Raw genomic sequence first — 14,354 nt, 5'->3', positions numbered from 1 at the left:
GGGGCGATCAACCTCGTCGCCGACCTCGCCGAGCACCACGCGCCCGACGGCCAGGCGTTCTACACCACCCGGTCGCCGCAGCGCCTGCCCGCCGCCCGCTCCGGCCGGGGCGCGCCGGTCGGTGGCGAGGACGGTGTGCCGCGCCAGGGCGGCAGGTCCACCGGCGGCAGCTCGCCGGCCAGCGCCACGATGCTCACCCCGGCCTGCCGGGCCGCCTCCACGACCTGGTGGTACCCGACGGCCGCGACGGCCTCGTGCAGCGCGTGCGGCAGCGGGCAGCAGGCCGTGGCGAACCGCTGCTGGAACGGTCGCCACCCGTCCCGCACGGCCGCCGACGGCGCCCCCAGGCCCGACCAGAACCGTTGCCACGGCTCGGCGTCCAGGGTCTCCAGCTCGAACCGCAGGCCGTCGGCGGTGGTGAACGGCGGCCCGCCCGGCCCGTGCGGGCGTTCCCCGACCGACGCGCCGGCCAGGTACTGGGAGACCGACAGCAGCGCCGCCTGGGCCACCGACGTCGACACCCACCGCAGGCCGGCCAGCCGCGCGGCCAGCACGCCCTGGGCGGCCAGCACCCCGGCGACCACCGACGCGTAGTCCACCCGCAGGGGCGTCGGCCGGCCGTAGCGGCGGCCGTGGACGTGGCTGATCCCGCACGCCGCCTGCACGTCGGCCTCGTTGGCCAGCGGCAGCCGCACCGGACCCGCCCAGTCCACCTCACAGTCCACGTCGGACACGTCGGCGACCGGCCGGAGCAGCCGGGCGGCCACCCCGGCCGCCACCGACGTCCTGGTCGTCCTGGTCAGTGCCCCGGTCACGACGCGCGCCGCCCGCGCACCGAGTAGTACACGCTCGACGACGCCCGGAACCCCGGCTGCTCGAACAGCTCCCGGACCTCGGCCAGCTGGCGGTCGGTCATCCCGACCGCGACCAGCCCGTCCCGCAGCCGCACCGTGGTGTGTGCCAGCAGCGCCAGCCCCGGCGACCCCGGCCCCCACACCTCGACACCGCTCACCGGGTCGAGGTCGACCAGCCCGGCCGACCGCATCGCGCGGGCCACCCGCCGGCCGTACCCGGCGTCCACCCCGGCGCGCTCCATCACCGCGTCCCGCGCGGCGATGAACCGTTGGTACAGCGCGAAAGCGTGCCGGTCGGGGGCGTCAAGGCACGGCTGGTAGGTGGTGTCGGTCTCGTCGATCTGCAACCACCCGCCCGGCGCCAGCGCGGCCACCAGCCTGGCCAGCACCTCGGCGCGCTCCGGCAGGTGGCGCAGCACCAGGCGCGCCACGATCAGGTCGAAGTGGCCGTCCGGCAACGGATCGCGGGTGATGTCGTGGCGCAGCACGGTGTCCGAGGTGGGTGACAGGTCGGTCGCCAGCACCGACCCCGCCGGGCCGACCTGGGTGGCCAGCCACGCCGCGACCGTGCCGCCGCCGGTGCCCACGTCCAGACACCGCCAGCCGCTGTCGACACCGGTCTCGGCCAGCCGGGGCAGGGTCAGCGGGTCGTGCGCGGCGGCCAGCAGCCGGTGCTGCTCCCGGGCGTCGCCACGGCCGAACACGTAGGCCGGCGCCGCCAGGTTCACGTCCACCTGCCCGACCCCGGCGTGCCGGACGCGTCCAGCAGCGCCTGCGCCAGCTCGTGCCGGCGGGCCTTGCCGGTGCCGGTGCGCGGCACGTCGGCCCAGCGCAACGCGACCGGCTCGGCCAGCGCCGGCAGGTCGGCGACCGCCGCCCGCCAGGCCGGCGGGTCAAGCCGCCCGTCCCCGGTGATCACCACCGGCAGCGGGCGCTGGCCCGGGGCGCCGACGATCAGGCACTCGACCACCTCGGGCAGCCGGTCCTCGATCACGTCCTCCAGCTCGATACAGCTCAGGTCCTCGACCGCGTCGACCTCCCGGTCCAGCAGCCGCACCGCCCCGGTCCGGCTGATCGAGCCCAGGTCGCCGGTGTTCCACCAGCCGTCGCGCACCTTGGCCGCCCACCGCTCCTGCTCGCCCAGGTAGCCCAGGCAGCGGGACCTGGTGCGGGCCACCAGGATCCCCGGTTCGCCGGCGCGCACCGGGCGGTGGGTCCTCGGGTCGACCGCCCGCAGCGCCACCCGTCCCGGCAGCGGCCGGCCGAGGTCGCGGGTCGTCGGGTGCCGGTCCCCGATCCGCGCGACCGACCGCCGGGTGAGGAACCGGAACGACAGCGGACCGGTCTCGGTCTGCCCCCACCCCTGCATCCACACCGGGAACCGGCGGGCAGACGCGGCGAGGAAAGCGCGTACCACCGGCGGGTGCATCGCGTCGTAGGTACTGGCGAACAGCCGCACGTCACGGAAAGGGCTTGCCCCACCGGAGGCCAGGTCCCGCCAACCGACGAACACCGACGGCAGGGCCTCCAGCGTCGTCGGCGGATGCGCCCGCAGGAACGTCTCGGCCCGCACCGGATCGAAGTCGGTGACGATGCCGATCCTCCTCGGCGCCAGGCACAACGCGCTCGCCGTCCAGCAGAACGCCCGCCCGTGCACGAACGACGCGGCCTGCACGACCGTGTCGTTGGGCCGCACGCCCAGCGCCGGCCAACGCACCGCCTCGAACCGGGCCAGCCGGCGCACCAGCGTCTCGGTGGAGTGCACGACGAGCTTGGGCACACCCGTGGTCCCCGAGGTGTGGCTCACGACCATCGGCTCGTCGTCGTGACGGCGGTAGGGCGGCGGCACGGCGAAGCCCCGGACGTCGGCCACCGTCAGGATGTTGGCCGCCGGGCCGGGACCCGGCCGGTCCAGGCACAGCGTGCGACGGGCCAGACCCGTGAGGTCGGTCCCCGCCTCGCGGGTGCGGGCGAGCGTGGCGGCGTCGGTGACCAGCACGGCCGGGTCGAGGCGCTTGAGCAGCAGCTGGACGGTCTCGGCCGGCAGGGACGCGGCGACCAGCGCCGGCAGCGCGCCCAGCCGGACCGCCGCACACGCCAGCAGCACGCTGTCCCAGTGGTTGGCCTTGACGATCGCCACCCGCTCACCGGGCCGGGCGCCGGCGGCGGCCAGCCAGCCGGCGGCCTGACGGACCAGCGAGGCCAGTCCCGGCACGTCGTGGTCAACGCCCCGCTCCGGCGCGATGTCGAACGGCCGGTCGAGGTGCACGGTGGTCCGCACACCCCGCTCGGCGCACTGCTCGAACAGCGTCCCCATGTCGGTGGGCTTCATACGGCTTCCTTCACGTCGATGGGCCGGGCGGCGGTGAGCCGGGCGATCCTGGCCGCGGTCGTCGCGGCCGTACGGATCGCGCCCTCGCTGCTGGGCCGCAGCACCAGCCAGTCCCCCGCGTAGTCGACCGGCCGCAGCGGGCGCGCGGCGAACGCGCGGCGCAACCCCAGCGCCTCGGGCGTCGCCTCGGGCAGCCCGTGGCGGAACCGGTGCACGAAGTTGACCACCGTCGCGTCGGCGAGGCCGGGCACGTACCGCTGCGCCGCGGTGGTCAGCACCCGCACGACCTCCTCGTCGGGCGCGTCGAACAGCGCCGGGATCGCCGTCGGCGCGGCCATCACGGTGAGCAGCCCCCGCCCGGCCGGCGCGCGGCCCGGGTGCTTGACGTGGTCGGCGAGGATCGCGCCGACCGGGTCACCGGCGCCGCGTTCCACCTCCGGCACCAGCAGCGCGTAGGTCCGGCGCCGCGGGCCGGGGGCCAGCGGCCGGTCCAGCAGGCAGCTGACCTTCAGCACCGGGGTGAAACCGCAGGCCGCCAGGAACTCCCGCTCCCCGTCCGGGGCGTTCACGTACAGCTGCGCGGCCACCGGCGCCGGCACGCACAGCACCACCGCGCGGGCGCACAGCGTCTGGTGGTCGGTGCGCACCAGGGCGCTGTCGGTGCCGGCGACCACCTCGCGCACCCCGGCCCCGGTCACCACGTCGACCCGCCCGGCCAGCCGGCGGGCCAGGGTGTCCATGCCGCCGGCGTAGGTGCGCCAGGTCGAGACCGGCCCGGCGGCGTTCATCAGGCTGACGAACGGGGCGGCGGCCGACCGGGCGGGGTTCCAGCCGAAGAACGTCGAGACCACCGGCCCGAGCTGGTAGTCGCCGACGTCGGGGTGGTAGCGGGCGGCGAGCTGGGCGACGGTCCGCGAACCGAGCGGGGTGTCCTCCGGCCGGTCCGGGTCGTAGAGCGCGCCCTGCCGGGCCGTGGCGGCGAGCAGCCGGGCCAGGTCCAGCCGGGCACGCGGGGACAGCCCGGCGCCGGTCAGCAGCCCGCGCGGCTGGGTGACCCCCGGCCGGCCGCGGCCGTCACGCCACACGGCGATCGGACCGCCGACCCTCGGCGCCTCGGCCGGCGACATGCCCAGTTCGCGCAGCAGCCGCCAGGTCTGCTCGTAGCCGTGGGTCGGCACCTGCTCGGCGCCGGTGTCCACGGTGTAGCCGTGGTGACGGAAGCTGGCCATCCGCCCGCCGACGTGCCCGGCCGCCTCGAACACCCGCACCGACAGGCCGGTGTGGCGCAGCCGGTAGGCCAGCGAGAGCCCGGCGACACCGGCACCGACCACGGCGACGTCGAGGTCGGTGTCCATCAGCTGCCTCCCACCAGGTTCACGGCCAGCAGGCAGACCACGGTGACCCGGTGGATCCCGATGCCCAGCCGGCGCGCGCGCAGGATGTCGCGGCGGCGGAAACCGAGGGCGTACTGGTTGGCGCGCAACACCATCGTCGGCAGCATCGCCAGCGGGAACCACCACGGCGCGCCGACCAGCGGCGCCCCCAGGATCAGCGCGAACTCCACCAGCGACACGGCCGCGACGAACGCCGCGTTGCCGCGCGGGGAGGTCAGCACCGCGACCGTCGGCCGGCCGACCGCGCGGTCACCGGCGATGTCGTTGGTGTTCGAGTACACCCCGAACAGCAGCGGCCCGAGCCCGAACAGCAGGGCCTGCACCAGCACGAAGCCGGGCAGGTCACCGGCCAGCAGCCCGTACGGGGCGAGCACCAGCGCCCAGCCCAACGCGGCGATGTACAGCTCCTGGAACCCCCGGTAGCTCAGCTTGAGCCCCCACGAGTACTGCGGGTACAGCACGAGCGTCACGCCGGTCACCAGCAGCGCCCACGTCGGCTCGAACGGCGCGGCGATCACCGCCACCAGCCACAACGCGGCGCCCAGCGCCGTGGTCACCACGGCGAAGCGCACGACCTGCGCCTCGGTCAGCGTGCCGGCCACCAGCGGCTTGCGGCACGCGCGGCGGGCCGGCGCGTCCGGGGCGTAGTTGACCAGGTCGCTGCCGTCGCGGTAACCGGTCAGGTCGTCCAGGGCGACCAGCGCGGCCATGAGCAGCACCTCGCCGGCCAGGAACACCACCAGCACGCCGAGCACCTGGCCGTCGAACCGGGCCGCCGGCACCAGCAGCGTCCACACCAGCACGGCGCTGAGGTAGTAGTCGAAGACGTCGAGCTTGGCCAGCCGCGCGTAGGCCCCCGGTCTGCCGGTGACCGGCGGCGTCGAGACGGCGGTCACGACCGGTCCAGCGCGATCAGCGCGGCGAACGACCGGTCGCCGCCGTAACCCAGCTCGCGGCACTCGACCAGCTCGGAGCCGGGCAGCAGCGCCAGGTACTGGCCGATGCTGCGCAGCCGGGAGAACGGGCCGACCGGGACCGCCGCGTGCTCGTACTCGACCAGCGACAGGTACCGCGCCGAGCGGGCGATGCCCTGGCAGGCGGCGGCGAGCAGCGCGTCGTCGAGCACGTGCATCAGCACCCACACGCACACCGCGACGTCCACCCGCTGCCCGCCGATCGGCAGCCGCTGGGCCGGGCGCTGGAGGAACTCGACGTTGGGCAGGTCCACGCAGGCCGCGCGGGCCTGGGCGATCATCTCCTCGGTCAGGTCCAGGGCCAGCACGTGCTCGGCGTGCTTGGCGATGGTCGGGGTGATCCGCCCGATGCCGCAGCCGATCTCCACGGCCGAGGACACCGGCCGGCCCAGCAGCGACGAGGTGGCCCGCAGGTGGTCGCCGACCAGCCGGCGGGTCTCCTCGGTGACCCCGGCCGCCAGCTCCACCGGCTGGGAGGCGCGCATCACGCTGGTCAGGCCGGGGCGGGCGGAGCGTCGGCGCCACTCCTCGACGATCTCGGCCGGGCCGGGGATGCGGTGCCTCGGTTGGGGGATGGTGCGCTGGACCTGCTCGGTGTGTGGCCGCACGGGTTCTCCTCTCGGGGGGTTGGGGGGTGTCGGTCAGCGGCGGGCGAACTCGGCCACCGCGTCGGCGACGTACTCGACCTGGGCGTCGCTCAGGTGCGGGTAGACCGGGATGGCCAGGGTGGTGGCGGCGGCCTGCTCGGCGTGCGGCCAGCGCCGGCCCGGCGGGGCGAACCCGGCGAACGCCGGCTGGTGCGGCAGCGGGTCGGGGTAGTAGACGTGCGCGCCGATCCCCCGGCCGGCCAGGTGGTCGCGCAGCGCGTCCCGGTCGGTGGCCAGCAGCGAGTACACGTAGTAGCCGCGGCCCTCGCGGCCCGGCGGTGGGGGCGTGATGCCGGGCAGCGGCGCGAACCGTTCGGTGTAGTACTCGGCGATCGCCGCCCGCCGCGCGAGCCGGCCGGCGAGCGCGGGCAGGCGGTGCAGTTGGAAGGCGGCCTGGATCTCGTCGAAGCGGCTGTTGTGGCCGACCCGGTGGTGCACGAACCGCTGCCTGCCGTCCTGGCCATGGTTGCGCAGCATCCGCACCGCCGAGGCCAGTGCGGGGTCGCCGGTCACCACGACCCCGCCCTCGCCGGGCATGCCGAACGTCTTGACCTGGACGAAGGAGAACAGCCCAGCGTCGCCCCACAGCCCGGCCGGGCGGCCGGCGAGCGCCGCGCCCTGGGCGACGGCGGCGTCCTCGACCAGCCGCAGGCCGTGGTGGGTGGCGATCTCCCGGAAGCGGGGCATGTCGGCCATCACGGAGAACATGTGCGCGGCGACGATCGCGCCGGTGCGCCCGGTCACCGAGCATCGCGCGTCGTCCGGGTCGATCACCATCGTGAGTGGGTCGATGTCGGCGAAGACCGGGGTGGCGCCCAGGTTGACCACGCTGGCCGCCAGCGGCGCGCAGCCGAACGCCGGCACCACGACCTCCACCCCCGGACCGACGCCCATCGCCTGGAGCACCAGGCCGAGCGCGCCGGTCCCGCTGCCGCAGGCGACCGTCTCGACCGGACGGTCCACAGTGGTGTCGCGGGTCAGCCAGGTGGTGAGCGCCCGTTCGAAGCGGGCGGTGCGCCCGCCGAGGATGAACCGCTGCTCGGGGTCAAGGCCCACCTCGCGGAGCACGTCGAGCAGCACGTCGCGGTCGTCGTCGAACAGGTCGGGCGGGAAGAACGGCAGATGGACGACGGCCGGCGGCGCGCTCATGCCGCCCGCCCGGTGTAGAAGCGGGCGATCGCGTCGCACACCGCGCCGACGCCGTCCAGGCCGAGGTCGGGGTAGAGCGGCAGGGCCAGCGTGTGCCGGCAGGCCCGCTCGGCGACCGGGAACTGCCCCGGCCGGTGACCCAGGCCGGCGAAACAGGGCTGCAGGTGCAGCGGAACGGGATAGTAGGTCTCGGTCCCGATACCTTCACCGGCCAGGTATTCGATCAACTCAACACGTTGTTCGACCTCGATGACGAAGACGTAGAAAACGTCGGTGGTCGGCACATCGCGACGCACCACGGTCGGTAGCCGAAGAACACCAGGGATACCGGCCAATCGTTGCCGGTATGCCTGGGCCAACAGCGCCCGCCGTTTTATGTCGGCCTCCAGCCGAGTGAGCTTCGCCACCAGAACAGCCGCCTGAATGTCGTCCATCTTGCTGTTCATGCCACTGAGAGTGGTCGTGTTGGAAATGCCGGGGAAATTGTTGAGGGTCGCCCCGAACCGGCCGTGGTGACGCAGCGCCGCCGCCGTTTCGGCGACCCGGGCGTCGTGGGTGAGCAGGGCGCCGGCGTCGCCGAGGGCACCGAGGGTCTTGGACGGGAAGAAGGACAGCACGCCGGCCCGGCCGACCAGCCCGGCGTGGGTCCCGTCCCAGCGCATGCCGATGGCCTCGGCGCTGTCCTCGATGACCGTCAGGCCGTGCCGGCGGGCGAGGGCGCCGATCCCGCCGAGGTCGGCCAGCTGGCAGAACAGATGGGCCGGCATGACGAAACCGCTGGTAGAGGTGACGGCGTCGGCCGCGGCGGCCGGGTCGAGGCCGTAGGTGTCGGGCTCGATGTCGGCGAACACCGGGCGTCCGCCGGCGAGCACGACCGAGGACGCGGAGGCCACGAAGCTGAACGCCGGCACGATCACCTCGTCGCCGGGGGCCAGGCCGGCCGCGCGCAGGGCCAGCACCAGGGCGTCGGTACCGCTGTTGACCGCGACCACGTGCGTCGCGCCGGTGTAGTCGGCCAGCGCCTGCTCGAACTCGGCGACCTTGTGCCCGTGGGAGTATTTCCCTACGCGAATCACGTCGTCGACCTGCTGACAAATATCGGGCCAGAGCTCGGCGAAGGTCGCTGATTGCGAGAAGAACGGGACCGTCTTATTTCCGGACAACAACGCCGCCGCTCCCCACTTCACGCGTCTCGCATCGGTCGGCCCCGATGGTAAGCACGATCAGTCGACTTATCGCGCCTACCGGGGACAGCGCCGCGCAGAGTTCACTCTTTCCAGCGACGGCCGCGAGTCGTGCCCTTGACACCCCGCACCCGGGAAGGAAATGTCGGTGGTCGGACGCAATTGCGCGTCATTCGTCCAATACCGAGGAGACACATGCGGTCGCTGGTCATCGGCCTGGGCAGGTCGGGCGCTGGCCTGCACCTGCCGGTGCTGCGCCGGCTGCGGGCCACGGCCGGCCCCGGCCTGTTCGCCGACGCGCCGATCGTGGGCTGTGACCCGGCCGGGCAACGCCGCACGGAGGACGTCACGTGGGTCACCTCGGTCGCGGAGGCGGCCGCGCTGCTCGACCCGACGGTCACCGTCACCCATGTCTGCACGCCGCCGACGGCCAGGGTGGCGGTGCTCACCGACCTGGCCCGGTACGGCTTCCGGAACGTGATCGTGGAGAAGCCGCTGGCCGCCGACGAGTACGACCTGGACGAGATCCTGCGCCTGCGCGAGCGCCACGGCCTGCGCCTGGCGGTGGTGGCGCCGTGGCTGGCCTCCGAGCTGACCCGGCGCCTGGCCACCCTGGTGCACGACGCGCGGCTGGGCCGGCTGCGCACGGTGTCGGTGGTGCAGAGCAAGCCCCGCTTCCGCCGCTCGCTGTCCACCACCGGCCACCCCACGGCCTTCGACGTCGAACTGCCCCACTCGCTGGGCGTGGTGCTGCGCCTGGCCGGCCCGGCGCAGGTGTTCGCCGCCAGCTGCGCGGACCTGGTGCTGCCCGACCGCCGGGTGCCGCGCCTTGGCGGTGCCGGCGTCCGCCTGCGCCACGCCAGCGGGGTGCGCACCCACCTGATGTCCGACCTGGCCGCCCCGGTCCGGGAGCGCCGGATCACGCTGCGCTTCGAGCACGGCACCGCCACCGGCAACTACGCCGTGGCCGCCGACGACGACCACGCCCAGCTGATGGTCGCCGCCGACGGCCACCACGAGCACACGGTCTTCCCCGACGACTCGCTCGGCGGCTACCTGCTGGACGCCTACCGCGCCTTCGCCACCCCCGGCGACGTCCGCCCCGCCGACCTCGGTCTGGCCGTGGACGTGGTCCGTCTCCTGGCCGCCGCCAAGTCCCGCCCGGAGATCACCGGCGACCGTGGCCTGGTCGCCACCGCCGGCAGGATGGTGTGGCATGGGAGGGACGCGATCCGCCATGCCTGAACAACCACTGACTCTCGCCGGTATCGGCGACGAGGCCGGCGCCGCGCTCACCGACCAGCTCGCCGCGCTGTCCACACTGGACTGGACGGCGATCGAGCTGCGGTCGGTGGGCGGGGTCGCGCTGGCCGACCTCGACGAGCGGACCTTCGCCGGGGTCGCCGACGCGGTGGCCGGGCTGGAGGTGGTCTGCGTCGACTCCCGGATCGGCAACTGGGCACGGACGGTCACCGACCCGTTCGGCGATGACCTGGCCGAGTTCGACGTGCTGGCCCGCCGCTGCGCCACGCTGGGCTGCCGCTACCTGCGGATCATGTCCTACCCCAACGCCGGGCTCGGCGAGCGCGACTGGCGCGACCGGGTCGTCGAGCGGGTCCGGGTCCTGGCCGGCCGCGCCGAACGCGCCGGGATCGTCCTGCTGCACGAGAACTGCTCCGGCTGGGCCGGTTCGCACGCCGAACGCGTGCTGGACCTGCTCGACGCCGTCGCCAGCCCCGCCCTCGCCCTGCTGTTCGACACCGGCAACGGGATCGCCCACGGCTACCCGGCGCTCGACCTGCTGCGTGAGGTCGTCGCGCACGTCGCCCACGTCCACGTGAAGGACGCCACCGGCGGCGGCGAGCACACCGTCTACACCCTGCCCGGCGACGGCGACGCCCGGGTCGCCGACTGCCTTGGCCTGCTGTTCGACCACGGCTACCGGGGCGCGCTGTCGCTGGAACCGCACCTGGCGTGCGTGCCGCACGAGGGCGGCGGCGTCGCCGGGGACGCGGCGGACCGGTTCGTGGCCGCCGGCCGGGCGCTCGACGGGCTGGTCGCGGGCCTGTTCGCGGGGCAGCGGGGATGACCGGCGGACCTCGGGTTCGGCTGCTCGACCACGAGCGGGACCTGTTGCTGCGCCTGCTGGCCGAGCCGACGGTCAACCCGCTGGAGAACGGCCGGCCTGGTGGCCTGTGGCCTGCCCAGCACGCCTACGCCGAGGCCGCCGCCCGTCTCGGGCTCACCGTCGCCCACCACGCGCCCGCGCAGCCCGAGTACGCCACCCGCGCCGACGTGCCGCTCGCCGTGCGCCGGGCCGCCGCCCAGGACAGCGCTTTCCTCGCGGAGCAGCCGAACCTGGTGCTGCGCCTCGGCCGGTGCCCGACCGCCTCGACCGTCATGTTCAACGTCCACCTGGACACCGTCGACGGCGACGAGCCGGTCGGGTTCGACGGCGCCCGGTTCACCGGCCGGGGCGCGGTCGACGCCAAGGGCCCGGCCGTCGCGCTGCTGGCCGGGATCCGCGCCGCGGTCGAGGCCGACCCGGCGATCGGCCGCGACGTCGGGGTCCTGGTGCAGGCCGTGGCCGGCGAGGAGGGCGGCGCGATGGGCACCATCGGCACCCGGCCGCTGGTCGAGGCCGGCCACTACGGGCGGCTCAACGTGTTCTGCGAGCCGACCGGCCTGCGCTACCTCACCCGGGCCACCGCCGCGATGACCGCCTGCGTGTCCGCGCGCGGCAGCGACGCCGTCGACGACCAGCCTGGCGCCGGCCACAACGCCACGGTCCTGCTCGGCTTCCTCGCCCAGCACCTCGCCCACACACTGTCCACGACCGACACCCGGGTCTGTGTCGCCGGCCTGCACACCGGGCTGATGCACAACCGGGTCTACGGCACCGGGCAACTGCTGCTCAACCTCGCCTACGCCACCACCCCGGCCGGCGCCCGCCTCGAGTCGGCGGTGCACACCGCGCTGGACGAGGGCATCGCCGAGTTCGCCGCCCGGTTCGCCGGGGTCGACGGCTTCGCCCGCACCGCCCGCGACGCCGCCGTCGTCACCACCCTGGAGTGGCACAAACGCGGTCTGCCGGCCCTGTCCGGCGACGACCCGTGGTGCGCCGCGCTGCTGGCGCGGGCCGGGGTGGCGGCCTGGCCGGCCGACGAGCCGGCCTTCACCTGCGACGCCATCTGGCTGCACGGCCTGCCCGGAGTGTCCACAGTGGTCCTCGGTCCGGGCACGCTCGCCGGCAACAACGCCCACGCGTACGGCGAGTACGTCGAACTCGACGACCTGGAGCGGTTCGCCGCCACGGTCGCCGCCATCCTGCGCTGCTTCGCCAGCGACCGAACCGCACACGGAAGAGGAGCACGATGACGCGGTCCACCATGCGCGCCACCACGGTCAGGGTCGCCTACCCGGATCTGGTCGGCTTCACCACGGCGGTGTTCACCGGCCACGGAATGCCGGGGCCGCGCGCCGCCGACGCCGCCGGCGCGCTGTGCCACGGCGACCTCACCGGCACCCGCTCGCACGGGCTGGCCAACCTGACCCGCCTCTACCTCCCGCTGTTCGCCGAGTCCAGGGTGGACCCGAGGGCGGAGCTGGAGGTGCTGCGCGACCTCGGGGCGTGCGTGGTGCTCGACGCGCACCGCGCGCTGGGGTTGTGGGCCGCCGGGGCGGCCATGGACCTGGCGGTGTACCGGGCGCGGATGCACGGCGTCGGCCTGGTGAGCGTGCGCAACGCCACGCACATCGGGTGCGCCGGCTACCACGCCGCCCGCGCCGTCGAGCACGGCCTGGTCGGGCTGATCGCGTCCAACTGCGGCGGTCAGCGGATCGCCCGGCCGCCGGGCGGGCGGCTGCCGATGCTGGGCACCAACCCGCTCAGTGTCGCCGTCCCGGTGCCGGCCGGGCCGCCGTTCGTCCTGGACATGAGCACGACCGTGGTGCCGACCGGGCGGGTCCGGGAGGCGGCGCGCGCCGGGCGGGAGGTTCCGCTGGGCTGGCTGACCGACGAGGCCGGCTTCCCGGTGACCGACCCGACGCGGTTCGACCAGGGCGAGGCGCACCTGCGCTGGCTGGGCGGCACGCCGGAGAACGGGGAGTACAAGGGTTTCGGCCTGGGGCTGATGGTCGAGGTGCTGTCCGCGCTGCTGTCCGGCGCCGCTTTCGGGCCCGACCGCGACGCGCTGCTCGGGGACGGCCGCCCGGCCGGCCGCGACGACGACATCGGGCTGTTCCTGCTGGCGATCTCCCCGGAGCTGCTGCGCCCGGGCGGCGGGTTCGCGCGCGACGCCGGTGTGCTGTTCGGCACGCTCGCCGACTGTCCGTCCACCAAGGATGGACAACCGGTGCGCTATCCCGGCTGGCCGGAGGCCGAGCGCGCGGAACTCTACCGGCGCCAGGGCGTTCCGCTCTCCGCCGAGCTGTACGACGAGCTGCGTGCGGTGGCCGAGCGGACCGGCGTGGCGGCCCCCGAGGCGGTGGCGTGATGCGGCCGCTGCGGTTGGGCCTGATCGGCCTCGGGGTGATCTCCCGCTTCTACCTCTCGGCCATCCAGGGCAAGTCCTCGGTCCGGCTGACCTCGGTGTGCGACCAGGACGAGGCGGCGCTCTCGCCGCACCGGGGCAACGTCGCCTGCTACCGCGACCACCGGTCGATGCTGGCCGGCACCGCGCTGGACGCGGTGATCGTCGCGGTCCCCAACGACGCGCACCTGGTCGTCTGCCACGACGCGCTGGCCACCGGCCTGCCGGTGTGCGTGGAGAAGCCGCTGGCGCTGACCGTCGAACAGGGCGAGCACCTCGTCCGCTTCGCCGCCGAACGCCAACTGCCGCTGCTGTGCGCGTTCCACCGGCGCTACAACGACAACGTCACCGCGCTGGTGCGCGAACTGGCCGGGCGGCCCATCGAGTCGGTGCGCATCCGCTACCTGGAGCGCATCGAGGAGCACACCGGCGACGACCGCTGGTACCTGGAACCGGAGCGCTGCGGCGGTGGCTGTGTCGCCGACAACGGGCCCAACGCCTTCGACCTCGCGCACCTGCTGCTCGGCCCGGTGACCGCCACCGCCGCCGAGATCGCCCGCGACGACAAGGGCGTGGACCGGCAGGCCAGCATCAGGCTGCGGTCGGTCGACGGCGTGCCGGTCTCGGTCGAGCTCGACTGGTCCTACCCGGGTGAGGTCAAGGAGGTGGAGGTCCGGCTGGCCGACGGCACCGTGCTGCGCGCGGACATGCTCGCCGGCCACGAACGGTTCAAGGCCTCGCTGTGGCACGAGTACGCCGGCGTGCTCGACGACTTCGTCGCGGCGGTCACCGGCCGGGGCACCGCGCCGAGGAACGGCCTGCCCGAACTGTCCCTTGTGGACGCCTGCTACCGGATGTCGGACACCGAGGTACCGCTCGATGCGTGAGAACGGCCCGAAACGCTCGGTCACCGGCGTGCTGGTGAAGGTGCTCGTCCACCGCCGCGACGACCGCGGCATGGTGCTCGAACCCTTCGCCAGCCGCTGTGTGCGCCGGGGCGAGGTGCACGAACTGGTCACCACCGACCACGACGAGACCGCGGCGGGATCCCGCATCGACCGTGTCGGCTTCCTCGGGTTCCTGGAGGTGACCGCCGCCGGGGTGATCGACCGGGGCGACGTGCTGCACGTCGAGGGCCGACCGGTCGGCACCGTTCTCGGCTTCGACGGCTGCCACCTGCCCAACCACTACAACATCCTGGTCGCCACCCCGGCCCCGCGCACCGGCCCGGAGCTGGGCCTGCTGCCCGAGCAGCGGATCGTGTTCCGCCAGCCCGACCGCTACTGAG

The 14,354-nt window shown here is 74.5% G+C and carries 14 protein-coding genes; 6 read left to right on the top strand and 8 right to left on the bottom strand.

The genetic code is table 11. The annotated features are described in order from the left end of the window. Positions 1 to 59: 59 nt before the first annotated feature. The 8 genes from BLA60_RS07905 to BLA60_RS07870 are packed head-to-tail and all read right to left on the bottom strand — an operon-like array spanning position 60 to position 8,537. Positions 60 to 815: a CoA transferase gene (locus BLA60_RS07905; RefSeq protein ID WP_075132049.1), complete on the bottom strand. Its 756-nt coding sequence runs from the start codon at positions 813 to 815 to the stop codon at positions 60 to 62. Then, on the bottom strand, positions 812 to 1,588 hold the full coding sequence (locus BLA60_RS07900; RefSeq protein WP_075132048.1) for a class I SAM-dependent methyltransferase: 777 nt from the start codon (positions 1,586 to 1,588) through the stop codon (positions 812 to 814). Before BLA60_RS07900 ends, BLA60_RS07905 begins: the two co-directional genes overlap by 4 nt. After that, complete coding sequence (locus BLA60_RS07895; protein WP_245811872.1) at positions 1,579 to 3,186, bottom strand: class I adenylate-forming enzyme family protein; 1,608 nt, start codon at positions 3,184 to 3,186, stop codon at positions 1,579 to 1,581. The genes BLA60_RS07900 and BLA60_RS07895 overlap by 10 nt, the downstream gene beginning before the upstream one ends. Next, positions 3,183 to 4,541 (bottom strand): protoporphyrinogen/coproporphyrinogen oxidase, encoded by a 1,359-nt coding sequence (locus BLA60_RS07890; protein WP_075132047.1) that lies wholly within the window; start codon positions 4,539 to 4,541, stop codon positions 3,183 to 3,185. The genes BLA60_RS07895 and BLA60_RS07890 overlap by 4 nt, the downstream gene beginning before the upstream one ends. Then, positions 4,541 to 5,476, bottom strand: a complete 936-nt coding sequence (locus tag BLA60_RS07885; protein WP_075132046.1) for a UbiA family prenyltransferase — start codon at positions 5,474 to 5,476, stop codon at positions 4,541 to 4,543. The genes BLA60_RS07890 and BLA60_RS07885 overlap by 1 nt, the downstream gene beginning before the upstream one ends. Then, positions 5,473 to 6,162 carry a class I SAM-dependent methyltransferase gene (locus tag BLA60_RS07880; RefSeq protein WP_245811871.1) on the bottom strand — a complete coding sequence of 230 codons (690 nt, stop codon included), beginning with the start codon at positions 6,160 to 6,162 and terminating at the stop codon, positions 5,473 to 5,475. Before BLA60_RS07880 ends, BLA60_RS07885 begins: the two co-directional genes overlap by 4 nt. A 33-nt stretch (positions 6,163 to 6,195) precedes the next feature. Next, complete coding sequence (locus BLA60_RS07875) at positions 6,196 to 7,350, bottom strand: DegT/DnrJ/EryC1/StrS family aminotransferase (RefSeq protein WP_075132045.1); 1,155 nt, start codon at positions 7,348 to 7,350, stop codon at positions 6,196 to 6,198. Continuing rightward, positions 7,347 to 8,537: a DegT/DnrJ/EryC1/StrS family aminotransferase gene (locus BLA60_RS07870; RefSeq protein ID WP_075132044.1), complete on the bottom strand. Its 1,191-nt coding sequence runs from the start codon at positions 8,535 to 8,537 to the stop codon at positions 7,347 to 7,349. Before BLA60_RS07870 ends, BLA60_RS07875 begins: the two co-directional genes overlap by 4 nt. Positions 8,538 to 8,729: 192 nt before the next feature. Between BLA60_RS07870 and BLA60_RS07865 the strand changes: the two genes are divergently transcribed. From BLA60_RS07865 to BLA60_RS07840, 6 genes are read left to right on the top strand one after another with little or no spacing between them, the layout of a single operon-like run. Continuing rightward, on the top strand, positions 8,730 to 9,779 hold the full coding sequence (locus BLA60_RS07865; RefSeq protein ID WP_075132043.1) for a Gfo/Idh/MocA family protein: 1,050 nt from the start codon (positions 8,730 to 8,732) through the stop codon (positions 9,777 to 9,779). Then, the gene (locus BLA60_RS07860; protein ID WP_075132042.1) at positions 9,772 to 10,623 is read left to right on the top strand and encodes a sugar phosphate isomerase/epimerase family protein; all 852 of its coding nucleotides are present in this window, start codon (positions 9,772 to 9,774) and stop codon (positions 10,621 to 10,623) included. The genes BLA60_RS07865 and BLA60_RS07860 overlap by 8 nt, the downstream gene beginning before the upstream one ends. Next, entirely contained in the window at positions 10,620 to 11,912 is a 1,293-nt protein-coding gene (locus BLA60_RS07855) for a M20/M25/M40 family metallo-hydrolase (RefSeq protein ID WP_075132041.1), read from the top strand. Before BLA60_RS07860 ends, BLA60_RS07855 begins: the two co-directional genes overlap by 4 nt. Continuing rightward, on the top strand, positions 11,909 to 13,030 hold the full coding sequence (locus BLA60_RS07850) for an Ldh family oxidoreductase (RefSeq protein ID WP_075132040.1): 1,122 nt from the start codon (positions 11,909 to 11,911) through the stop codon (positions 13,028 to 13,030). Before BLA60_RS07855 ends, BLA60_RS07850 begins: the two co-directional genes overlap by 4 nt. After that, complete coding sequence (locus BLA60_RS07845) at positions 13,030 to 13,953, top strand: Gfo/Idh/MocA family protein (RefSeq protein WP_075132039.1); 924 nt, start codon at positions 13,030 to 13,032, stop codon at positions 13,951 to 13,953. The genes BLA60_RS07850 and BLA60_RS07845 overlap by 1 nt, the downstream gene beginning before the upstream one ends. Continuing rightward, positions 13,946 to 14,353, top strand: coding sequence for a DUF6917 domain-containing protein (locus BLA60_RS07840; protein WP_075132038.1), 408 nt, complete (start codon positions 13,946 to 13,948; stop codon positions 14,351 to 14,353). Before BLA60_RS07845 ends, BLA60_RS07840 begins: the two co-directional genes overlap by 8 nt. The last annotated feature ends 1 nt before the right edge of the window (position 14,354 follow it).

The organism is Actinophytocola xinjiangensis (assembly GCF_001921215.1).
GTDB lineage: Bacteria > Actinomycetota > Actinomycetes > Mycobacteriales > Pseudonocardiaceae > Actinophytocola > Actinophytocola xinjiangensis.
This window is presented reverse-complemented; position numbering and strand designations above follow the sequence as displayed.

Excerpts from the sequence above, each read along its gene's own strand:
- BLA60_RS07895 (WP_245811872.1), bottom strand. The coding sequence starts at position 3,186 with ATGAAGCCCACCGACATGGGGACGCTGTTCGAGCAGTGCGCCGAGCGG.
- BLA60_RS07890 (WP_075132047.1), bottom strand. The coding sequence starts at position 4,541 with ATGGACACCGACCTCGACGTCGCCGTGGTCGGTGCCGGTGTCGCCGGG.
- BLA60_RS07875 (WP_075132045.1), bottom strand. The coding sequence starts at position 7,350 with ATGAGCGCGCCGCCGGCCGTCGTCCATCTGCCGTTCTTCCCGCCCGAC.
- BLA60_RS07865 (WP_075132043.1), top strand. The coding sequence starts at position 8,730 with ATGCGGTCGCTGGTCATCGGCCTGGGCAGGTCGGGCGCTGGCCTGCAC.
- BLA60_RS07860 (WP_075132042.1), top strand. The coding sequence starts at position 9,772 with ATGCCTGAACAACCACTGACTCTCGCCGGTATCGGCGACGAGGCCGGC.
- BLA60_RS07855 (WP_075132041.1), top strand. The coding sequence starts at position 10,620 with ATGACCGGCGGACCTCGGGTTCGGCTGCTCGACCACGAGCGGGACCTG.
- BLA60_RS07850 (WP_075132040.1), top strand. The coding sequence starts at position 11,909 with ATGACGCGGTCCACCATGCGCGCCACCACGGTCAGGGTCGCCTACCCG.
- BLA60_RS07845 (WP_075132039.1), top strand. The coding sequence starts at position 13,030 with ATGCGGCCGCTGCGGTTGGGCCTGATCGGCCTCGGGGTGATCTCCCGC.
- BLA60_RS07840 (WP_075132038.1), top strand. The coding sequence starts at position 13,946 with ATGCGTGAGAACGGCCCGAAACGCTCGGTCACCGGCGTGCTGGTGAAG.